This is a genomic window from Rhodopirellula sp. MGV (assembly GCF_002251265.1).
GTDB classification, from domain to species: Bacteria; Planctomycetota; Planctomycetia; order Pirellulales; family Pirellulaceae; genus Stieleria; species Stieleria baltica_A.
In genome coordinates this window covers 1-23,229 of sequence record NZ_NPDI01000077.1, presented here as the reverse complement: position 1 = coordinate 23,229, position 23,229 = coordinate 1, and the positions used below count along the sequence as shown (strand labels likewise).

The 23,229-nt window shown below is 55.0% G+C and carries 15 protein-coding genes; 10 read left to right on the top strand and 5 right to left on the bottom strand.

The annotated features are described in order from the left end of the window. The first annotated feature begins 372 nt into the window (after positions 1–372). The gene (locus tag CGZ80_RS27460) at positions 373–723 is read left to right on the top strand and encodes a hypothetical protein (RefSeq protein ID WP_094418890.1); all 351 of its coding nucleotides are present in this window, start codon (positions 373–375) and stop codon (positions 721–723) included. Between the two features lie 287 nt (positions 724–1,010). Continuing rightward, complete coding sequence (locus CGZ80_RS27455) at positions 1,011–1,505, top strand: ferritin-like domain-containing protein (RefSeq protein ID WP_094418889.1); 495 nt, start codon at positions 1,011–1,013, stop codon at positions 1,503–1,505. Between the two features lie 98 nt (positions 1,506–1,603). On the opposite strand, the gene CGZ80_RS27450 is transcribed toward CGZ80_RS27455, so the two are convergent. After that, positions 1,604–2,260, bottom strand: coding sequence for a DUF998 domain-containing protein (locus tag CGZ80_RS27450; RefSeq protein WP_158222880.1), 657 nt, complete (start codon positions 2,258–2,260; stop codon positions 1,604–1,606). A 280-nt stretch (positions 2,261–2,540) separates the two neighbouring features. Between CGZ80_RS27450 and CGZ80_RS27445 the strand changes: the two genes are divergently transcribed. Beyond that, positions 2,541–4,697 (top strand): PSD1 and planctomycete cytochrome C domain-containing protein, encoded by a 2,157-nt coding sequence (locus tag CGZ80_RS27445; protein ID WP_143544205.1) that lies wholly within the window; start codon positions 2,541–2,543, stop codon positions 4,695–4,697. A 15-nt stretch (positions 4,698–4,712) separates the two neighbouring features. Next, positions 4,713–6,137 carry a DUF1501 domain-containing protein gene (locus tag CGZ80_RS27440; RefSeq protein WP_094418887.1) on the top strand — a complete coding sequence of 475 codons (1,425 nt, stop codon included), beginning with the start codon at positions 4,713–4,715 and terminating at the stop codon, positions 6,135–6,137. A gap of 29 nt (positions 6,138–6,166) precedes the next feature. Here the strand turns inward: CGZ80_RS27440 and CGZ80_RS27435 are convergent, their stop codons facing one another. Beyond that, entirely contained in the window at positions 6,167–7,756 is a 1,590-nt protein-coding gene (locus CGZ80_RS27435) for an AAA family ATPase (protein WP_094418886.1), read from the bottom strand. A 427-nt stretch (positions 7,757–8,183) separates the two neighbouring features. Between CGZ80_RS27435 and CGZ80_RS27425 the strand changes: the two genes are divergently transcribed. The 6 genes from CGZ80_RS27425 (at position 8,184) to CGZ80_RS27400 (ending at position 17,775) form a co-directional block, all read left to right on the top strand. Continuing rightward, positions 8,184–8,567, top strand: coding sequence for a group I truncated hemoglobin (locus tag CGZ80_RS27425; RefSeq protein ID WP_094418884.1), 384 nt, complete (start codon positions 8,184–8,186; stop codon positions 8,565–8,567). Between the two features lie 102 nt (positions 8,568–8,669). Continuing rightward, the gene (locus CGZ80_RS27420) at positions 8,670–10,808 is read left to right on the top strand and encodes a sodium:solute symporter (protein ID WP_094418883.1); all 2,139 of its coding nucleotides are present in this window, start codon (positions 8,670–8,672) and stop codon (positions 10,806–10,808) included. Positions 10,809–10,888: 80 nt separating this feature from the next. Continuing rightward, positions 10,889–11,383 carry a hypothetical protein gene (locus CGZ80_RS27415; protein WP_094418882.1) on the top strand — a complete coding sequence of 165 codons (495 nt, stop codon included), beginning with the start codon at positions 10,889–10,891 and terminating at the stop codon, positions 11,381–11,383. Positions 11,384–11,536: 153 nt separating this feature from the next. Then, positions 11,537–12,502 carry a DUF1559 domain-containing protein gene (locus CGZ80_RS27410; protein ID WP_094418892.1) on the top strand — a complete coding sequence of 322 codons (966 nt, stop codon included), beginning with the start codon at positions 11,537–11,539 and terminating at the stop codon, positions 12,500–12,502. A 171-nt stretch (positions 12,503–12,673) separates the two neighbouring features. Further along, entirely contained in the window at positions 12,674–16,243 is a 3,570-nt protein-coding gene (locus CGZ80_RS27405; protein WP_094418881.1) for a family 16 glycoside hydrolase, read from the top strand. 56 nt (positions 16,244–16,299) lie between these two features. Next, positions 16,300–17,775, top strand: coding sequence for a hypothetical protein (locus CGZ80_RS27400; RefSeq protein WP_094418891.1), 1,476 nt, complete (start codon positions 16,300–16,302; stop codon positions 17,773–17,775). An 80-nt stretch (positions 17,776–17,855) separates the two neighbouring features. Here the strand turns inward: CGZ80_RS27400 and CGZ80_RS27395 are convergent, their stop codons facing one another. The 3 genes from CGZ80_RS27395 to CGZ80_RS27385 all read right to left on the bottom strand — a co-directional run bounded on the left by CGZ80_RS27395 (position 17,856) and on the right by CGZ80_RS27385 (position 22,788). Then, the gene (locus CGZ80_RS27395; RefSeq protein ID WP_094418880.1) at positions 17,856–19,262 is read right to left on the bottom strand and encodes a DUF1501 domain-containing protein; all 1,407 of its coding nucleotides are present in this window, start codon (positions 19,260–19,262) and stop codon (positions 17,856–17,858) included. Positions 19,263–19,315: 53 nt separating this feature from the next. After that, the gene (locus CGZ80_RS27390) at positions 19,316–22,360 is read right to left on the bottom strand and encodes a PSD1 and planctomycete cytochrome C domain-containing protein (RefSeq protein ID WP_094418879.1); all 3,045 of its coding nucleotides are present in this window, start codon (positions 22,358–22,360) and stop codon (positions 19,316–19,318) included. A gap of 227 nt (positions 22,361–22,587) precedes the next feature. Beyond that, complete coding sequence (locus CGZ80_RS27385; RefSeq protein ID WP_094418878.1) at positions 22,588–22,788, bottom strand: hypothetical protein; 201 nt, start codon at positions 22,786–22,788, stop codon at positions 22,588–22,590. Positions 22,789–23,229 lie beyond the last annotated feature (441 nt).

Genomic DNA, 23,229 nt, shown 5'->3' with positions numbered 1-23,229 from the left:
ACCCTAAGGCGAAGTTGCCAAGACGCGAGTTGGCGGTAATGCAAAGCAGAAACTCGCCAAGTAGCTCCCAACTCCAGGGACCACTCAACGAAATGTTGTCTCAAACGGGCAGGCCGGGAGCTGCTGCTTCCGACAGTAATTTGATTCATAAAGATCTGTTTCCTAAGAGAGGTGAACACCTACGATCGTGCGTTCCGAATGTCGGCCGAGTCATGAAGGTGGTTATCGTTTCGAGCTACAGCGAGAAGGCAATTTCTGTACCTATTTCGCTTCGCTTGGTCCACGAATTGCTAAAGAAGGTGCCACTCTCCGCGCGCTTCGCGGGGCGATTCACTCAACCCCAACATAGGTACAACCTGACAAGGAACTGCAATGGCTACTAAAACCAATTGGAAAACGGAACACGACCGCACTTGGGATCGCATCAAGAAAGCATTTGCGAATGACTGGGAACAAACCAAGGCAGACTTTGGCATCGATGGAAATCGCGACATGGACCAGGATGTCGACGACACGGTTAAGCAAATGGCAGGCAGCGAGGACGCGTTCGAGAATCGTGAGCAAGCATTCCGTTTCGGCCACGCGGCTCAGCGACACTATCGCTCCGATTACCCGACGTGGAATGAAGAATTGGACACCAAACTGCGGTCAGACTACGACGGTGATTATGACCGGGATCGCGACTATATCCGCCATGCCTACGGTTACCAGTACCCTGAATGAGTCGCCGCTGGTTTAAGCGACCAGACCCGAAGCTAGGGAAATCTCTTCGTCCAAATCACGGATGAGGTATCCCTGCACATGCTTGCTCCATAAAGGATTCAACGGCAGACGCTCTGGAACCGCAAAAGACGTAACGCCCTTCGATTGAAATGCGACAATGGCGGGCACACTACTTCTCGAAGACCGCAACATTTGGTGCTTGATCCTTCTTTTGCCGAAAATCTGTAGAAACCATTCACATAACAAACCTTTTTTTGTCCCAACAAAAACCAAACCGGAAGAATACCATGTCAATGAAAACTCTTGCCGATGCATTCCACGATGAATTGCGCGACATCCTTAGTGCTGAGAAGCAACTTCTGAAAGCACTGCCAAAGATGGCAAAAAAGGCGTCGTGCGAAAAACTTACAGCCGCCCTGGAAGAACATTTGGCCGAAACAGAGAAGCAAGTGCAGCGTGTTGAAAAGGCGTTTGAAGATACGGGAAAAACAGCGAGAGCGAAAACTTGCGGAGCAATGAAGGGATTGATCACCGAAGCAGAAGAGATGCTCAAAGAGGAAGCCGAACCGGCCGTCCGCGACGCATTGATCATTGCTTGTTCGCAAAAGGTCGAACACTATGAAATTGCCACTTATGGTACGCTTTGCACTTGGGCCGAGTCGCTCGGCTACGACACGGCCCTGAATCAATTGAAGCAAAATATTGATGAAGAGGAAACAGCCGATAAGAAGCTTTCCGAACTCGCCAAGACCATCAACAAGGATGCTTTAGCGATGGGATAATTGTCGCTGACGATTGCATTTCAAATTAGGCGGATGTCACCAATACTTCTCCCGGCTTTTGCTTGCAGGTAGGAATCACGTGACATCCGCTTGTATTGTTACCGGTCCTGCCGATCGGTCGTGCTTGATTGGCTTGGACACGATGGCGATGTGCTTGCCAATGTCAGTGTCCAGATGGCAATGCAGGCGACGAAGCACCACTCGAGTTCGGCGAGTTTCCAATGACCTGGACGCTCGACAGCGTTACCGTTGAGAAGGCTTACCAACTTATCTTTGGGGGCGAATAAGAAGCATATCGCAATGCCGACCGTCAGAAGGCTAACACTGATCAACCACAATCGATTGGGCCAGGTATCGTCCCTCCAAACCTGAATGCCCAGTAAGATCACGCCGCCTCCGACAAAAACGAAGGTCAACGCTGCCAAGACGAAGTGCATCACCAGGATCGAGCTTTCCGGCACAAAACCTAGCAAGACCGTTCCACCACTCGCCCCCAACAGCAGCGTCAGCGCAGGAAAAGAGACTCGCTCTAACCCGGCCACAACCAAAGCGATCAACAGACCGCCAATCACCAGCCCCGTGTTGTACGCCCAGGCTGCAGAAGTTTTGTGGTGGTTTCCAAGTTCGGAAACGAAATGATTGAAGCATGAGTAGCCACCTTCGTATCCGCAAGCAGCGGCCACCATACCACTTGCGATCACAAGGACTGCCATCAACGCGTACGCCGAAGGTTCGATAGCGGGAGCCCTATCCATTCGTCCTATGTTAACCGGTAGATTCAGTTTACTGGCAGACATGTGATCAGATGGGTGAACATTGACGATCGACAAATTGATAGACATCGGCGTGTGGATTGGCGTTACACTGAAGGTCCCGCCTTCGTGGCGTCGCGGTGATTGACTCCGCGACGTCATACTCCCCGCCTTTCCAACCCCAGTCGATCCCGTGAACACACACGGACTACGGAACGGATTTGGATATCCGCGACGACTCATCGCAATTGCCTTTGCGTTGGTTTGCTGTTACCTGAGCCTCGTGATTTCCAGTCCCACTGTCGCCAGCGAACCGATTCCCGCCGAGAGTCTCGATGCAGTTGAGCGGTCCGATCAGTCGCAGCGAATCGAATTTTTTGAAAGTCGAATTCGCCCGGTGTTGATCGAGGACTGTTATGAATGCCATTCCGAAGATTCCGATATCTTGCAGGGTGGTTTGCGATTGGACTTCGCCGACACGACGCGCAATGGCGGCGACTCCGGTACGGCGATTGTCCCGGGAGACCCCGATGCCAGTTTGCTGGTTCGGGCGATGAAATACGAAGATTCCGAGATGCCGCCCTCAGGAAAACTGGACGCGCGAATCCTGCACGACTTCGAAACCTGGATTCGCGATGGCGCATTGGACCCAAGGCCGACATCCGAGCAGATCGGCTCATCGGACAGCCGTGACAAATCTGGCAACGGCGAATCTGCTGACAATCAAGTTGACGCCGCTACATTTTGGTCATTCCAATCGCCCGTCGGATCACATCAATCGATCGACCAATTGATCGATGGCAAACTTGAAACCGCAGGCCTGCAACGAAATGGCCCGGCGAGCCGTCAGGTGTTGCTTCGACGCCTGTCGTTTGATCTGCGGGGCATGCCGCCCTCGTCAATGGAAATGGAACGGTTTCTAAACTCAAAAGATCCCGCCGCGACCGATCGTTTAATTGACCAATTCTTGGCCGACCCGGCTTTTGGTGAACACTGGGCGAGGCTGTGGTTGGACGTCGCCCGATATGCGGAGGATCAAGCTCATAAGGTCGGCGACAACGACTCATTGACTTATCCCAATGCGTACCTCTATCGCGACTGGGTCATCGAAGCACTTGCAAATGACCTTCCGTACGACGAATTCATCCGATTGCAGTTGGCCGCTGATCACTATCGTCCAAGTTCCGAGGACGATCATTTGGCATTGGGCTTTCTCGGCCTGGGGCCAAAGTATTACGCCCGCAACAGTCCCGAAGTGATGGCGGACGAATGGGAGGATCGAGTGGACACAGTGACCCGCGGTTTACTCGGTTTAACGGTTGCCTGCGCTCGATGCCACGACCACAAATACGATCCGATACCAACGTCGGACTACTACGCGATGGCCGGTGTGTTTGCCAGCACCGAGATGTTCAATCGTCCAATCAACGGCGAAGTCAAAACCAAAGGCGACCAAAGCGAGAAACCACAAGACGGTGTGCACATCGTTCGCGATGGTCAGCCCAAAGATTTGCACGTGATGATTCGCGGGGACGTCAAACGAAAAGGTGAACTCGCGCCGCGTCACTTTCTGACTGCCCTAAGCGACGACACTCCTGAACCGTTGAACGAAAACAGTGGCCGTGCCGATTTGGCCGAGGCGATTGTCGATCCACAAAACCCGCTCACCGCGCGCGTGATGGTCAATCGAGTGTGGCGACGCCTAATGGGTCAGGGGCTTGTCGAAACGCCTAGCAATTTTGGCAAGCTCGGGGAACGCCCAAGCCATCCCGAACTCCTCGACACGCTGGCTTGTCGTTTGATGGAAAACGGTTGGTCGCTCAAACGTTTGATTCGCGAAATCGTTTCTTCAGAGACTTATCAACAAAGTAGTGAATCGAACGCGTTGGCAATGAAATCCGACGCCGACAATCGGCTTTATTGGCGGATGAGCCCCAAGCGTCTGAGCATCGAAGCCTATCGCGACTCGATTTTGCTGGTCAGCGGTCGACTGGACGAATCGATTGGCGGCCGATCGATCGATCCCGAATCGGCAGATGAACGGCGGAAGACGCTTTATAGCGAAGTCAGTCGCATGGACCTGAATTCGCTTCTCGCCCGCTTTGGTTTCCCCGATCCCAATGCACACTCTGCGAAGCGAGCAGAGGTCACGACGCCTTTGCAAAAGCTGTTTTTACTCAACAGCCCCTTCATTGTGAAGCAAGCCGAATCACTCGCGGAGCAATGCTCAGCTGATCAATCATGTGGGGGCGATTTGACTGCGAAAGGCCAGATCATTGTGCTCTACCAAAGGCTGTTTGCCAGATCGCCCACCGGCGAAGAACTGGATCTGGCGTTGGAATTCGTAGGCGGTAGTGAATCGAGATCGGCACCGCGATCATCCCTCGTTCAGCTCGCTCACATGCTGCTGATCAGCAACGAAATGCAATTTATCGATTAAATGAGTAGGCCTGTCATGAATCAGCCGTCCATCTTGTCACGACGCCAATGGTTACGTCGTTCCGGTGCCGGATTCGGTACTGTCGGGATGCTTGGTGCGATGCAAGCGAGTGGGATCTTGGGGGCAAACGCGATCGCTGGCGACAACCGTCCCGCGGGTGGTTTGCATCATGCCGCAAAAGCCAAGCGGGTCATTTTTTTGTTCATGAATGGGGCCCCGTCGCACGTCGATACTTTTGATCCCAAGCCCGAATTACTTCGACGTGAAGGCGAAGCACCACCGGACGATATCTCGGGACGTAAACGAGCCGGTGGAATGATGCCTTCGCCGTTTAAGTTCGCACGGCATGGTGAGAGCGGGATGGAAATGAGTGAACTGTTTCCGCACTTGTCGCGTCACGCGGATGACCTTTGTGTTGTGCGTTCAATGCATACGGATGTTCCGAATCACGAACCGGGACTTTTGTTGATGCAATCGGGCCACCAACAGCCGACGCGTCCCAGTTTGGGATCTTGGCTTTCATACGGGTTAGGAAACGAAAACGAAAACCTGCCGTCGTTTGTCGCGATCAGCCCGGGGTTGCCCGTCGTTGGACCTCAACTTTGGTCCAATGCTTTTTTGCCGGGGCAACACCAAGGGATGGAAGTCGACACCAACCAAACGGCGATCGACCAATTGATTGCCAACATCCACAATCCAAATTTGACACGAGAGACCCAACGTCAATCGCTGGATTTGCTTGGCCGACTGAACGAGATCCACCAGCAAAAGCGTTCCGGGAATCATTCATTAGAAACGCACATCCGATCGATGGAATTGGCGTTTCAAATGCAATCAGTCGCGTCCGAGGCGTTCGACCTGAATTTGGAATCCGCAACCACTCGCGAAGCCTACGGCGACACGGTCTATGGCCGAAGCTGTTTACTGGGCAGGCGATTGCTCGAACGCGGCGTTCGGGTGGTCCAGGTATTCTATGTTGACAAGGGAAATAAGCAGCCATGGGACACACACAGCAACAATAACGCGGGACACCAGCGGTTGTGTGCGGACAGCGATCGAGCCTCCGCGGCCTTGCTGACCGACCTAAAACAACGCGGGCTTCTCGAGGATACGTTGGTGGTTTGGGGCGGTGAGTTCGGGCGAACGCCGTATTCGCAAATTGATCAAGTCAAAGACGCGAAGAAAGCAGGACGAGACCATCATCACACCGGTTTTTCGATGTGGATGGCTGGCGGCGGGATACGCCGCGGAACGACCTTTGGCGCAACGGATGACTTGGGGATGCACGCGGTCGAAAATCGCGTCCACGTTCACGATTTGCACGCGACAATGCTGCACTTGATGGGTATCGACCATACGCGGCTGACATACCGATACTCGGGCCGAGACTATCGATTGACGGATATCCATGGGCGTGTGGTGAAAGGGCTCTTAGCTTGATCGAGTCGCCTGTTCGCGCGAAGAACGCCTCAAGCTGTCAGGCAATCCGCCGTAATCACAGACTGCTTTTCGGTTGCTGACAACTCGTCTGTCGTATAGAGCTGGTGGTCGAGTATCGTCAGATCAGCATCGGACGCGTCATCGTTTCGCATGATCCGTTTGCCGACTCGATGCCGCAGGGTCGTGACGTCGGCATAGCAAGGTGCGATGGCGAAGTGCGCGTGGTGCTCCTCGGTAAATCGGCGAAACGTCTCCCGCTGCTCGCGTTTCAAAAAAGCGGCGTCGACGATGACCGGAAATCCGGCGTTCAACACCAACCTTGTCAGCCTCAGCAATCGATCGTAAATCTCTGCAGTGGCTGCGTTCGAGTACATATCGTGCTGCTGTTCCACCGTCGGTCGCTGAGTGTTTTTCAAACCGAAGTGACGCTTGCGGATCACGTCACTTCGCAAGCGGATCGCATGCTGCTGTTCAAGCAATTGGGCGCTGGCAAACGTCTTTCCACTGCCACTGACACCGAACATGATCGTCACTTGTGGTGGTCGGCGGTACGAAAACGATTCGGCGAGTGAAATGTAGCGTTCGCACTCCTGACGAATTTGCAATACCTGGTCGGAATCGCTGTCAAACTGTTGCAATCGAATTGCCGCGACTTTAGCCCGTACCAAGGCGCGATAGACCAAGTACCAGCGGACCAACGGAATCGCGGCGTGGTCTCCGGCTTGATCAAGATATTCGTTGATCAGCGTAAAACAAAAGTCCTCGCGTCCATGGGCTGCAAAGTCCATTGCTGCAAACGCCATATCGCTGATCACATCGATCCAACGAAACCGATCGTTGAACTCGATACCGTCGAAAGGCACTAGTTCGCCGTCATAGTCAACGATGTTGCCAAGATGCAAATCTCCATGACATTCGCGTATGAATGCCGCTCGTACGCGTCCGTCAAAGAGCAGCGAATGATTTTCATAAAACGACTGTGTCCACACGATCAGTCGCTGCAATGTAGGTAACTGGTCGGGAACGAGTTGCCGAAGTTCGTCGAAATTCTCCATTGCGTCTTCGATCGCGGTGTTCGCACGGATCGGCGAACTTGGCGAAGGCTCCGCATCACTTGAAGCAACCGACTGGCGCGCGCTCGATTCATGCAAGCGGGCCAATTCTTGGGCAAAATGGCAGATGTCTGCCCGCGTGATTTCGCCAGCCCGAAGACGGGATGACAGGATCGCATCGTCATCGAAGCGATGCATCCGAACGGCATAGTCAACGATCGTGCCTTCGGATTCCGGCGAGTCGCCGATGACGATTCCGTCGGGAGTTTGCCGGACCGACACAACATCACAATACAGGTTGGGTGCATAGCGTCGGTCCAACCGCAATTCTTCTTTGCACATCTGCATGCGAGAATCGAGTGACCGATAATCGAGAAACGGTGTTTGGATCGCCTTTTTTACTTTGAAAGCAAATCGCCCGACAAGAAACACCCAGGAGATGTGGGTTTCCCGAACAATGACTTCTGTGCCATCAGTTCCGATAAAACACTTTGGATCGCGAGCGTTTTCGATCCATGCCTGGGGATCAGCCTGGCGGCAGACCGAATGTGCTTGATTGCTATGCATTTGACTGTTGTCGCAGTGAATTAGATTCACTTCTTCGATGCTGCAATACTTATACCTCTCGCGTCGATCAAAGTCCCCTGCAATCTAGGGAAATCATTCCCCCATCGGAAAAAGACGCTCGCTATTGAGAGCGTTTTCACTGGTCACATTGGGAACATCCCGTCAATCACGTACGGCGGAGACGCATGGCTTCCGGTAGACGTGGATAAAAATGCAGTGATAAAAATGCGGTTGGACGATCGCGTGGGGGTAGACTTGGTCGACAATAGTCGAACCTGCGGTCGTTTGATGAAGCTCTCGATCGTGACGATGTGTGCGATATGTCCCGAAGCGGAAACGGTGGTGCGCGGAACCGTTCCTGACAAGGCAGTCGACTCGCGATACAACATCAATTATCCGTTCACCTAATCAGCCCGGAGGCATCACCATGTCTGATTCAACGCCCGTTTTGTTTGACCGACTTGGCGGCACGAGCGCCGTGGCGGAAATCGTTCAATTGATGTACGAGCGAGTGCTTGCCGATCCAGAGTTGGCACCTTTTTTTGAAGGTGCATCGATGGAGCGACTACGTCAGATGCAATATCACTTTTTGGCATCGGCGTTTGACGGTCCGGCCGAGTACAGCGGTGCGGAATTGACTAAAATTCACGCCGGCCGCGGGATCAATGCAAAGCATTTCGCAAAATTCTGCGGCCATTTTGCGGATGTGCTCGACGACCGCGAAGTTGACAAACGTGATATCAACGCCGCATTGGGACGGCTGGCGATGTTTCGAGACAAGATCACCGGCGATGCAAACGTCGATGGCTAGGCTCGAAGCCTGATGGCTGGATGAGACGGCGATGAGGTGCACGTGCGGCTCGACTTCGAGTTGCGGCTCTCCGCCCTCCCGCCCCTCTCAGCTCGCCTCATCATGACATCGATAGATTACCTGGTCGTTTTTGCCTACTTCGTTGTCATGATCGCGATCGGGATCTGGGCCATGCGCCGGGTCAACGATCAAGAAGATTACTTCATGGGCGGTCGCGGCTTTGGGAAGCTGCTGCAGACGTTTGCTGCCTTCGGTGCTGGCACTGGCGCCCACGAACCGATCCAAGTCGGCCGGACCGGTTGGACCAGCGGACTTAGCGGTGTTTGGTCAGCCCTGATGTGGCTGTTCGTAACTCCCGTTTATTGGATCACCGCCGTCTGGTACCGGCGGATGAGGCACCTGACGCTTGGCGATTGGTTTGTCGAACGCTATCAGTCGAAAGCGTTGGGCGCGGCTTACGCCGTCTTTGCAATCGTGTTTTACATGTTCTATCTGTCGACGATGCTGTCGGCGATTGCCAAGTTCGCCGCGCCGCTGATTGGTGCCGACCAGATCGGCGGCGTTCAGCTGGAATACATTTTGATTCCGGGTTTGGCGACGGTGGTGATTCTTTACGGCGTTCTCGGCGGACTGACCGCGGCTTACTGGACCGACCTGATCCAAGGCTTGTTCATCATCTTGCTCAGCGTGATGTTGATTCCGTATGGCTTGTGGGAACTGGTCAAGAAATTCGGTGATCCTCAGTCACAAAGCTTTGTCGACGGATTTCGGATCATGCACGAGCGTGTCTCCGCTGACTACTTCAACCTATTTACCGGGCCGAGTGCCGGCGAATTCCCACTGCAATACATCATCGCGCTGACCGTTTTGGCGTTGGTAGGCATCGTCGTACAGCCGCACTTCATCGCGACCGGCGGGGGCTCAGCCAAAAGTGAGAACGAGGCGCGAATCGGATTGGTCGTCGGCAACTTTTTAAAACGGCTATGCACGGTCGGCTGGGCGATGACCGCTTTGATTGCGTTGGCGCTTTTGGCTGGCAGCCCCGAGTTGGCCAAAGACCCGGACTATGTTTGGGGCGTGGCCGCGAAAGAAATCTTGGGACCGCTTAACATCGGATTGGTGGGTTTGATGTTGGCGTGCTTGATGGCGGCCATGATGAGTTCCGCTGACACGTACATGATTGTCAGTTCGGCATTGATTACCCGCAACCTCTACGCGGCATACCTAAATCCCGGCGCCACCGAGCGTGAAACCGTTCGTGTCGCTCGATGGACTGGCCTGGCAATTATCGTTGGTGCATCCGCAGTCGCACTGACAATGGCCGATGTCTTCGCACAGTTTCTGCTTGCGATACAACTGCCGATTATTTTCGCCGCACCGTTTTGGGTCGGAATGTATTGGCGACGCGCCAACGCGACTTCTGTTGGTATCACGATTGCGTTTTCGACGCTGTTCTTTTTTGTCTTGCCGATTTTGATTCCCATCATCTGGCCCGCACTAGCCACCGACTCGCGCTGGACTGTTTGTACGGACCGCGTGACCCAAACGATCACAAGACCGGCGACAGCTGCCGACGTCGCCAAACACGAGGCCTGGGTACAAGCTCGTCAACAAGCGATGGGCGACGAAAAAACATTGAACCAACTCGGCCCCGAGCCACCAAGCAGTCCAATCGGTGACCCGATCGAGATCGTCATTCGCTCGGGTGACAAAGCGATCTTCTGGAGCGACGGAGTCGTTCCTTCCGGCGAACCGACCTACGAAGAAGTCTCGCGTCAGTCGAAAGGCAACGTAACCATCGTGACCGAACGACGAACCGGGGCACAACAGGGCAAAGGACAGTTCAATTTGGACTTGGTCGTTTACAAACTGGGCGGATTCGATTTCGCAGACATCAGTAAAGCGACTTTAGAAACACTGCGTTTACCGACGCGGGTTCTGCTGCCATTCCTGATCCTGATCGTCCTGAGCTACTTTACCGCTGCCGGTGACGAACAGCTTCTCGATCGATACTTTGCCAAAATGAAAACGCCGGTCGATCCCGATCCTGAAGTCGATCATGCGAATTTGCAAGCCGCTTATCGTGACCCACGATCACTGGATTCGAAGCGTCTGTTTCCAGGCACACAACTGGAAATCCAAAAGCCCAGACCGTCGGACTGGATCGGCTTTCTCATCTCCGTTGCGGTTTGCTTCGTGATCATCGGGTTGCTTGTGTGGCTCGCCCAAATCGGTGCCTGATGGCGTTTCACTGTTTGTAGCGACCATTCAGATCGGCGTGTCCCGTTTTCAGATCCAATGGTCGATCGCATAATCGGGTGATGGACGAAGAAGAAACTTGGACCGCGTACCACGAAGCCGGACATGCGGTCATCGGATTTTTGCTCGGCGGCACGATCGAATCGGTTGGCATGTATGCCGAAGAAGACGACTGGCTGCCGGAGCGATTTGGCGATTGCCATGTCAACTGGGGGCGAGTCGATCCGAACGCGAATCTGCAGATCGAACGCGAGGTTTTGACGCTGCTGGCCGGGCCCGTTGCGGAAATGATCTATCGCGAAGAAGACATGCATCCGGCTGACGATCCGACCTGGCAACACGATTGGCAGCTCGCAAGCCAACTTTGCCGCCGAATGTTTCCCGATCCGTATGCCCGAGAAGTGTTTATGACTGCCGCGTTGACGGTGCTGAAAGACCAGATCTGGCGCGACCGATGCTGGGCGGCAATCGCGGCGGTGGCCGACGAATTGTTGGCACACGAAAACCTGGATGCTGACCAGCTCTCAGACATTTTGCGATTTTGGACAACGCGATAGAAATCGCGTATAACTCTCGCTACCTCCAAGAAGCGACAACAAGATCTTCAGCCGGGTGAGTCTTTCCCGGAGACACGTCAACACTGTGATGCAATGCATCGCCAGTGGCGGCGGCTTAATCGAGTTGTCGAACAACTTTTTGGAGGCCCACGAATGGGGCGTCACGAGTCTCGCCATGCCATGACCTTGGTCGAATTGATCGTCGTCATCGCTATCATCGGGATCTTGATTGGCATGTTGCTGCCTGCGGTTCAAGCGGCTCGCGAGGCTGCTCGCTTGATGCAGTGCCAAAACCGGGTCAAGCAGATCGCGTTGGCATGCCACAATTATGAATCGACGTTCAAAGAGTTGCCGGGCTATGGCGGCGAGCGCGCAGGGTTCCTGATCCGCCAACTTGACGGTCGTAGCCGAAGTAAACTTGGTGGCGGCACTTGGATCTCACAGTCGCTGCCATTTCTGGAACAAGAAGCCTTGGGATCATCGATCCAGGGTCTCGCCCGTCCCATAAAAATCACGCCAACCGAACGCATTCAGAAACTAGTCCGTGCGACCGTAGCCACGTTTCACTGCCCCACGCGGCGTGACCCCAAGGCGTATCCTTTGCTTCCCCCGTATGTGGAACGCTACGGCAACTTTGGTGCACGTACCGATTATGCGATGAACGGCGGCGCCGCGGTCATCGACGAAGAGGCCTCCCCCAATGAGAACGAAGCCCCCGCGATCAAAATCACGGACGATGGTGTGTGGGTGCTCGGCCGACGGACGCGACTGAATGCACTTCTGGATGGTTTGTCGAACACTTACTTGGTCGGCGAAAAGGCGATGGATTTGGCGAAGCTGCAAACCGGCGATGGGTTCGGTGACCGATCACCGCTAGCGGGATATCACGATGTCCCAATCTCGTCGCACTCCTATGTTCGGTATGCGGCGCGTTCTCCGGCGGTCGATTCCTACGAAAACTGCTTGGAGTGCCATGACTTCGGATCCACCCATGCGGCGGGATGGAACGTCGCTTTTGCGGATGGGCATGTGGCGTTGATGGACTATTCAATGGACCTGGAACTCCACCGGGCCCAAGCGTCTATTCGCGGCAATGAAGTCGTCCGCCGCAAACGATAGAACGGCGGATTGAGCAACTGCGCTGCAAGCTGGACGATGAACAATGTGCAAAAACACTGCTTTGAACGGCCTTTTCAGCTGGTTTATTCAGCGACGTTATCGAATTGATTGTGTATGCTGTGCCGCTTTCCCAAGGTAAAAAATAACTCAATCGACTGGGTTTAGGTCTACATGCGTTCGATTTATCGTCCGAGGCATGCACGGATTTTCGCATGCCTGATGCTTTCGTTTGGCTTTGCGCCATCTTTCGTCGCCGTCGCGGCACCTGCCGATCCTTTGGTTGCGGCTGCCGACGATCCAGATTTTAAAGTCCAAGGTGAATACACCGGGGACGACCGCAGCATGCAGGTGATTGCGATCGGGGACGGTGAATTCGAAATCGTCGTCTTCGAAGCCCCGATCGACGAACGGTTTTCGGCGCTTGAGGCGCCACGCAAACTCGACGGCGATGCGGACACGGTTGCCGAACTGGCGGACTCGCTGTCGCTGCGTCGGGTCGAACGCAAGTCACCCACGCTTGGTGCAAAACCACCAAGCAACGCGGTCGTGTTGTTCGATGGAACCGAAGCCAGCCTATCCAATTGGAAAGGCGGCGGGATTGACGACGACGGATTCCTGAAACAGGGGACGCAAACGACAGGTGTCTTTGCCGACTACCGATTGCACCTTGAGTTTCGTACGCCATGGATGCCAACCAAGAGCGGACAAGCCCGCGGCAACAGCGGCGTCTACCACCAAGGTCGCTACGAAACTCAAGTCCTCGATTCGTTCGGACTCGAAGGTGCGTCCAATGAGACCGGCGGCATCTATCAGATCAAAGCTCCCGACTTTAACGCTTGTTTGCCGCCCATGCAGTGGCAAACGTACGACGTCGACTTTACCGCCGCACGTTTCGAAGGTGACAACAAAGTCGCCGACGCGAGGATGACCGTTCGAGTCAACGGGATCGTTGTGCAAAATGATGTTGTCGTGAACTCCGCGACCGGTGGCGCGATCCTGGGCGAAAACGCCCAGCCGGGGCCAATCTATTTGCAAGACCATGGTGATCCAGTTCGCTTTCGCAACATTTGGTTGGTCGAACGCGACCCGATCCGCGAAGCCAATCGCCCGATCGTCCCTGGCTTTGAACGATTCTTTACCGGTGGCGCCCCTGACCCAAACGCACTCGGCGGCGAGTTGTTGATCGAAGCCCTCGCGTGTACCGCATGTCACGATGGTGCGACCAGCGTTCTGCCAACAAAACGGGGTCCAGATCTCTCTGATGTCGCTAGCCGGATTCGTCCCGATGCACTTGTCGCGATGATTCAGAATCCACACCAAACCAAACGCGGCACCAGCATGCCGGATCCTTGGCCGAACGCCGATGAACAAACGAGGAAAAAGAATGCAGCCGCCTTGGCCAGTTTTTTGCTGACCGAAAGTAACGGCAAATCTTGGATCGATCGTCCGTCTCGACGTTCCCAAATCGCTGCGGGCGAAGTTCTCTATCACTCCGTCGGTTGTGTCGCCTGTCACCAAGCGTTTGATGGTCGCCAAGCCGCCGCCAACACCACCGTCCCCTTGGGTGACATCGCAACAAAGTACACCGTGGATGGTTTGGCAGGGTTTCTGCAGAATCCGCATCACATCCGCAGCGGTGGACGCATGCCGGCGCTCGCCGGTTCAAAAGCAGATGCCTACAGCATTGCCGCTTACCTGACCCGTGACGTGACGCGTCGCCGGATGCAAACCGAACTTAAACGCAGTTTCTATCGTGGCAGTTGGGACCGCTTGCCGGACTTCAGCAAACTAGAACCGGAATCGGTCACCACCATCAACCGCTGGGACCGCCCTAATTTCCTGAGCGAAAACAACATCGGTGTTGTGTACGAAGCCGAGATCGAAATCCTAGCTGACAATACCTATGAGTTCTTGTTGACGAGCGATGACGGTTCGCGGCTGGTGATCGACGGCCAAGAAATCGTCAACGACGGGATTCACCCGGCAACGACGAAGAGCGGTCGATTCAAATTGAACGCCGGAATCCACCCCGTTCGAATCGAGTTCTTCAACGGCGGCGGTGGCGGTGAACTAGAAGTCCACGTCAACGATCCGTTACTAGGCCGCGTTCGCTTGGATGAAATGTTGGCGTCCGGCGAAACTGCTCCACGCAGTTTGGTGAAGGATCATTTCGCGGTCGACGAAGCCTTGATCGAATCGGGACGCGAGCTGTTCCAGTCCGCCGGTTGTGCGAGCTGCCACAAGCTCAATGCGATTGCCTCGTCGATGGCGAAAGCACCGGCGTTTTCGAAAGCCAACCTGGATGCCGGATGCTTGGCAAGCGAAATCCAGTCACCGGCTGTCGACTACTCGCTCAGCGATCGTCAACGTGACGCGATCGTTGGTGCGATCAAACGGCAGCAGGCCACTGCGACAGAATCGATCGCCGATCATGACGCGATCCATCTCTCGATGGCTGCGATGAACTGCTACGCCTGTCACGTCCGTGATGGCAAAGGAGGTCCCGAACCGTCCCGCGACACCGCGTTCCAAACGACGACCGTGGAAATGGGCTGGGAAAGCCGAATGCCACCACCACTGGACGGTGTCGGCGACAAGCTGAAATCCGAATACCTGCACTCGACGATCGAAAATGGTGCGAACGAACGACCGTACATGCTGACTCGGATGCCCGGTTTCGGAAAAGATACGCTTGATCAATTGGCAGACCGTTTTGTCAAACTGGACGCCAATGCAGAAGGCGCACTCGCTGTCAGTGAAATCGAAGAAACGGTTTACGACGGACGAACGCTTGTCGGTGCGACCGGACTGTCATGCATTAAGTGCCATGCCTACGGCGGTGTCAAAGGCGGCGGCATCGGTGTGATCGACTTGGTTTCAATGCCCAAACGTCTTCGCTCGGAATGGTTCCATCGCTACTTGATGGATCCGGTCAAATACCGCCCCGGCACTCGCATGCCAAACAGCTTTCCCGAAGGTCGCAGTACTTTCACCAAGCTTTACCACGGCGATGCGGACGAGCAGATCACCGCAATTTGGTCGTACTTAAGTGCCGGCAAGTCAGCGCAGGAGCCCCTCGGACTTCGCGCCGGATCGATCCTGCTTTCCGCTGGCGAACGCCCACTGATCTATCGCAACTTCTTTGAAGGCGTCTCGGGGCGTGGAATCGCGGTCGGATACCCAGAAGGCGTGAACTTGATCTGGGATGCTGAACGGTTCGGATTGAATGAGATCTGGCGTGGTGACTACATCGACGCGTCGCGGCACTGGACCGGACGCGGCCAAGGTCGCACCAATCCGGTCGGTTCCGGCGTCACGGCACTCGAAACCGCAACACCGATCGCGATCGGTGACGCCGTGCAAATGGATTGGCCTTCGGGAGACGGTCGCGAGCTGGGCTATCGCTTCAAGGGTTACCGGTTGGACAAAGACGGGCGTCCGGTGTTCCGCTACCAGATCGGCGACGCGATCGTCGAAGACTACTTGCAACCTGTCACCGATTCATCGGCGATCCGCACGTTGTCCATTCAGTGGAACGAAGGCGCCACTCCCAAGTCGCTCGTTTGGCGTCCCGTGACCACTGGTGATGTGAAACAAACCGAGCAGGGATTCGAATCTGGTTCGGTCAAAATCCAACTTGACTTACCGGCTCACGTGATCAACGAAGGCGGACGAAACGAACTCCGCGTGCTGCTGCCCGCACAGCCAAACGTCTCCGTAACGGAGGTAATTTCCTGGTGAGCCAATCAATCCAATTACAACCGCATAGGTCCATCACCTCTATGTTTGTTACTGCCATGTCATCGGTTCGTGTCAGTTTGGCTTTGTCGCTTGTGTTGCTCGCCAGCGCAGTAAAGGCACAGCCAAAGGAATCGGATTACTACAAGATCACGACGTTCGAAACGCCGCTCGGCGAAGTCATCGAAGCAAGCGGATTTCAGTTGATGCCCGACGGTAAAATGGCCGTCTGCAGCCGTCGTGGTGATGTTTTTCTGATCGACCAACCGTTCGCAGAAGAAGTCACCGCCGAACAGTTTTCCGTTTTCACTCGAGGATTGCACGAGCCGCTCAGCTTGGGACTTCGAGACGGATGGCTTTATGCGACCCAGCGCTGTGAAGTCACCCGCATGAAGGACAACGACGGCGACGGTGCGGCCGACGACTTCGAAACCGTCGGCGACGGCTGGGGTGTTTCGGCGGACTACCACGAGTATGCCTTCGGTTCCAAGCCGGATGCCGACGGAAATATCATCGTGACGCTGTGTCTGACCGGCTCGTTTAACAGTGACGTGCTGTATCGTGGCTGGGCGGTGAAAGTCACCGGGGATGGGCAAACGCTTCCGTTTGCCAGCGGTGTTCGATCGCCAGGCGGCATCGGTGCTGACGCCAAAGGACGCTTGTATTACACCGACAACCAAGGGCCATGGAATGGGACCTGTGGGATGAAGCCATTGATCGAAAACAGCTTCGTCGGTCACCCCGGCGGCTTCCGCTGGTACGAACAAGCGGAATCGGTGATTGGCCCCCAGCCAGTGATTCCCGAAAGCGGATCACGCATCATCAAAGAGATGGATCGCGTCGAGCAACTCGTTCCGCCGACGGTGATGTTTCCGTACGACAAGATGGGTAAAAGTGCTTCTGGAATTGCGTGTGACACGACGGGCGGAAAATTCGGTCCGTTCAACGAACAGATGTTTGTTGCCGACCAATCTGCCAGCACGATCATGCGGGTTTACCTGGACGAGTTCGACGGACATGTCCAGGGCGTTTGTTTTCCGTTCCGATCTGGTTTTGCATCGGGAAATGTCGGTGTGGAAATGACCTCACAAGGATCGCTATTCGTCGGCGGAACCAACCGAGGTTGGGGCAGCGTCGGTAGCCGCGACTTTGCCGTCGAACGATTGGACTGGACCGGCAAAGTTCCATTTGAAATCTTGGCGATGCGATTGCAGCCCGACGGTTTCGAACTGGAGTTCACCAAGCCGGTCGATGCCAAGACCGCCGGCAGTGTCGACAGCTACGACCTGAAGACGTACACCTACGAGTATCGCGAACAGTACGGCAGTCCCGAAGTCGACCACACAACTCCAACTGTTAAGAGTGCCACCGTTTCAGACGACGGCATGCGAGTCAAACTGGTGGTTGACGGACTGCAACGCGGCCACGTTCACGAACTCGACAGCGCCGGCGTTCGCAACCAAGACGACACACCGTTGCTGCACAGCAAAGCGTACTACACGCTGAATTACCTGCGTTCATCCGACGCCGAGTAGCCCGTTCTCGGCTCGCGACAGAGAGAAGCCTTTCGGCAGCTGTCCTGGAATCTCATTCTCGGGCAGCGCCGCATCGGCGATCACGCGAGCACATCGCGAACGACATGTGCCTCTTCGACGCCGGTCAAGCGAAAGTCCAGCCCTTGGAACTTGTAGGTCAGCCGCTGGTGATCAATCCCTAGCAGGTGCAGCATTGTGGCGTGGAAGTCACGCACATGGACTTTATTTTCCACGGCGTTGTACCCAAATTCGTCGGTGGCGCCGTAAGACAGACCGCCTTTCACTCCACCACCGGCCATCCACATCGAGAAGCCTTTGATGTGGTGATCCCGGCCGCTGCCTTGGGCCATTGGAGTCCGCCCAAATTCGCCGCCCCAGATGATCAACGTATCGTCCAACATACCACGTTGCTTCAAATCGTTGACCAATGCCGCGGTCGCCTGATCGACCAGCTTGGCAGTTGTCTCGACACCCTGCTTTACGCCGCCGTGGTGGTCCCAGCCGCGATGATACAGCTGGATAAATCGCACGCCCCGCTCGGCCAAGCGACGTGCCAATAAACAATTGCTGGCGAAAGATCCGTCCCCCGGAACGCAACCATATCGGTCAATGGTCGCTTGCGTTTCACTTGACATGTCGGTCAATTCCGGCACCGACGCTTGCATCCGAAAGGCCATTTCATAGGCGGCCAGCCGCGTCACAACTTCGGGATCCTGACGTTCTTGGTTTCGACGTGCGTTGATCGTTGCAACGGCGTCAATGATTTCACGTTGCTGTGACCGATTGACGCCTGCCGGGTTCCCGACGTAGTGCACGGGGTTGCCACTGGCATACATCTGGACGCCTTGAAAACGACTGGGCAAAAATCCCGAATGCCATTGTCGCGAACTGATCGGTTGACTTTGTCCGCCGCCTTCACTCGTCAACACAATGAACCCAGGCAAGTTTTCGGTCTCAGCACCCAAGCCATACATCACCCACGCGCCCATCGAAGGGCGACCACTGATTGCCGTACCAGTGTTGAAAAACGTGTGCGCCGGATCGTGATTGATCTGTTCGGTGTACATGGACTTGATCACGCACATCTGATCCGCCAGCCCGCTGATATGCGGAAACACATCTGAGACCATCAGACCGCTTTCGCCGCGTGGGGCGAAACGATGCTGTGGTCCCATAATCTTTAACTCTTGGCCTTGAAGTTGTGCGATCGGTTGGCCAGCAGTCACCGAAGCGGGCATCGCTTGCCCATCGAGTTTTTCCAAGACCGGTTTGTAGTCAAACGTTTCTAAATGACTGGGTCCGCCTGCCATGCAAAGATGGATGACACGTTTGACTTTTGCCGGATGGCGTTGGCCAGTGGTGATCGGTGTCGCTGCGATGGTATCCGCACGCAAGCTGTTCTGCAGCAGCGACGATAGCGCGACAGACCCCAAACCGGTGCGACGTAGAAACGTTCGGCGTGCGAGGTAGGTGTGGTGATCGTTCATGTCAGCCAATCAAGTGGTTCAGAATGCGGTAGGACTTGGGACGGGCAGTGGACTTAGTACCGCGTGATCGTTTCTTGCAGGTTCAAGAGTACGCGTGCGACGCTGGTCCAAGCGGCCAATTCGGCGGCATCCAGCTGTCCGTCAGAAGCGGTGTTGCCTTGTGAAAGCAACGCAGATGCGGCTTGCGTATCATTCCGATAGCGTTCGAGATTCGATTCAAACACATGACGAAGTGTCTGGTGAATCGCAGGATCAGCAGCCCGCGAGACCGCCGACTTGTATGCCCAGTCCACCTTCGAATCGACCTCCGCGCCGCCTTCATGCATGATGCGTTCGGCGAAGCTTCTTGCCGCCTCGATAAAGGTCGGATCGTTTAACAACACCAGCGCTTGCAGCGGCGTGTTCGAGCGAGCTCGCGCCGCGGTGCATTCCTCACGACTGGGGGCATCAAACGCTTTTAGCATTGGATGCAAAAACGTCCGCTGCCAGTGTGTGTAGACGCCACGACGGTATTGGTTTTCATCTTTATCGGCCTCGTACTCGCGGCGGGGGAAATTCAACTGTGCGTAGTAACCCGGCGGTTGATACGGGTGAACGCTTTCGCCACCGACTTGCTCCACCAACAATCCGCTGACCGACAGTGCTGTGTCACGCACCATTTCGGCATCTAGGCAAAACCGACCTTGCCGAGCGAACGTCGTGTTGTACGGATCGGCGGAAACCTGTTCGGCCGATGGCGTGGAGGACCGTTGGTAAGCATTCGACATGACGATAGAACGAAGCAATTGCTTCACATCCCAGCCCGAACGCACAAAACCAACCGAGACGGTGTCCAGCAGGTCCGGATAAGACGGGTAGGTGCCTTGCCCGCCGAGATCGTCAACGCTTTCGCAAAGCCCGCGGCCGAACATCAATTTCCACATCCGGTTGGCCATCGTGCGAGCCGTCAATGGATTGTCGTCTTGGCAAATCCAATCGGCAAGATCCAATCGCGTGAGACGTCGATCTCCGACTTCGAGCGTGCCCAGAAACTCTGGGATAGCCGGCAAGACAATTTCGCCCGAATCATCCATCCAATTGCCACGGGGTAAGATTCGGATGGTTCTCGGTTCGACAGAGTTCGAGATCACGGTCTTGGTGATCGATGATTCGAAGCTTGCTCGATCTGCTTTGGCCTGCTCGATCGATTTCGAATTCGCCGCAACAATGTCCGATTCAGCAAAGTAAGCGTCTTGCAATCGCGTGGTTTGCGATTGATCGCGCTGATCAGATGGCGTCGATAAAGCTGCCAGGAACGCTTCGGAACGACCATCATGGTGCTCAACACCCGTATGGTCCCAGTACGCATCGCCGCCGAATTGAGTGAACGCGATGCCGTTGATGGTTGCATTTGGTTTTAATCCGATTTCTTGCGCCGCAACTTCCAATCGGATCCAACGCCCGGTCTCGGGAAGTTCGCCCGCACGACGGTATGCGGCATAGCTTTCGGGGCGGCGTCCCCATTCGATCGCATCGCTCCCCCAAACCTTTCGCTGTTCCCAATCGCCATCATTGAACTGCAAAATGATCGCTTGGGGAGGATTCTTGGGATCGAGATAGACCCATGTAAAAAACGTTGTCTGGTCTTTGACGACAATCGGTCGCTCTAGACCTTCGAAGTAATGTTGAACCAAACCGTCGGATTGTTGATGACGAACTTTTGAACCGACGTGAGCCCCGAAGGTAGTCTCGACAAAATTCCAGTCGCCGCTCAACGTGGCGTCCGATGGCGACTGATCGACGACCAGATGATCAGTCTCGATCTGCGGCCTGTCGGCACGCTCGCGTTCAGCAGCTTCCCAAGCGGGCATCTCGGCGAGTAACTGCTGCCGCAGCGTTTCGCCCTGTTGTTCGAGTTCAATCAGTTGAGCGTCGAACCGTTGCAGCTGTTTGTGTTCGGCCTCGGAAGGGACCGGTATCATTGGCGGGCGATCACGAGCCCCATAAACGCCGCGTTCTTCGAGGTCGGCAAAGAACGCGCCGAGCGCATAGAAGTCCTTCGTTGTGAACGGATCGTATTTGTGATCGTGACACTGCGCACATCCCATCGTCGAACCAAGAAAGACTTGAGAGACATTGCGAACACGATCGGCAAAGTAAATCGCTAAGTACTCTTTGGCTTGTGATCCGCCTTCTTCGGTCGTCTGATTCAGCCGGTTGTATCCCGACGCGACCAGCATTTCTTGACTGGGTTGGTCACGATTTGGTGGTGATAACAAATCGCCCGCAAGCTGTTCTCGCACGAAGACATCGTAAGGCTTGTTGTCGTTGAACGCCTTGATCACATAGTCGCGATAGGGCGATTGGGACACGTTTTGATCACCGTGGTATCCGACGGTGTCGGCATAGCGAACGAGGTCCAGCCAATAGATCGCCATCCGCTCACCAAACCGAGGCGAGTTCAAATACTGGTCGACCAGTTGCGAGTAAACTCGCTCGCTGGGATTGTTCACAAAGCGGTCGACGTCGTGGGATTCTGGTGGCAATCCGGTCAAATCGAATGACAACCTGCGAATCAATGTGACCGGGTCTGCTTTGGGGGCCGCGTCCAGTCCGTCTTCACTCAGCCGAGCGTCGATCTTGTGGTCGATAGCGGCTGTCAGTGAGTCGGCTTCGTCGAGCCCTTCCGATCGCATTGGCTCGTACGCCCAGTGCTGTTCATAGACGGCGCCTTGGTCGATCCAATCTTTGAGCACCTGACGTTCGGCGGCGGAAAGGGTCTTGTGTGAATGCGCAGGTGGCATGACCAAGTCTTGATCGTCCGTCATGATTCGTGCAATCAACTCACTGGCATTGGCATCGCCAGCGATGATCGCACCGCTATCATCAACGGCCAATTCACGTACATCCAAACGCAAACCGCCTTCCACCGTTTGGGCGTCCGGACCATGACAAGCAAAACACTTGTCCGATAGAACCGGCCGCACATCGCGATTGAACCGAACCTTTTCAGGAACCGATTCGGCATGTGTAGCGTTCGAACCGTTGATGCAAAGAGAGAACGACAGGACAAGTCCGGTGCGCGTCAGACACCGAATCGTTCGATGGTTGGCAAACATTCGCGGCGGGCAGGAAAGGAGGGGAGTCGACTTCGTTCAAAAACGTAGCGAAGCCGTAGCACAGTATTCTAACCTGCACGCTGACCGTCTTGCAGAACACAGGTCACGCCAATCCGTCTGCTCTGCCGATTGGGATTACTGATCCGCACAACAAAAAACCGCGACCCTACCCAAAGGCAAGATCGCGGTGGTGAGTGGTTCGACCAGCCACTGAAGGCCATTCGGGATTACTCCCCGTCGTAACCGGTATTGCTGCGAATCAAGTAGAACAAGGCTTGCTCGTTCGCGTCACGACGAATGTCGGCAGCCAAGGCTTCCAGCATTTCCGCTTCAGAAACCTGATGCGTCTGTTTCGCCGAGGGTGTTTCGACATCCGCCATCCGTTTCGGCGGTGCGAGATCAAGCTGGACATGTTTTTCTGCGATCACAGAATCAATCCCCTAAATCAAGGAGGAAACGTCCCGTCGCGGCATGGAAATGATTTCGTACGAAAGACTCCTTCTCGGATTCCGCGACGAATAAGTAAAAAGAACGCGTGATGAGCGAATCCGCCCAACCACGCCAACATCTTACCACGCGTGAACGCCAAGTCGAATCCGCAGTCCACTTCATCGGCACATGTTCGCCAAGCAGGTTAAAGGTTGTTCCTCACCCACTTGGGGTGCCGTTTTTCAAGCCTTGTGACGCAGTGAATGCTGAACTGTCCGCCGATGCCAATGACGCATGACATCGAGTCGTCCAGGTTCAATCAAGCCATCCTTAACATCCTTACCAATGCGGCCGATGCGATGGAGATCCACCGGAGCACTGGACAGGGTTTACTGGAAGTCGAAACCAATTTAACTGAGGACGACATCGAGATTCGGTTC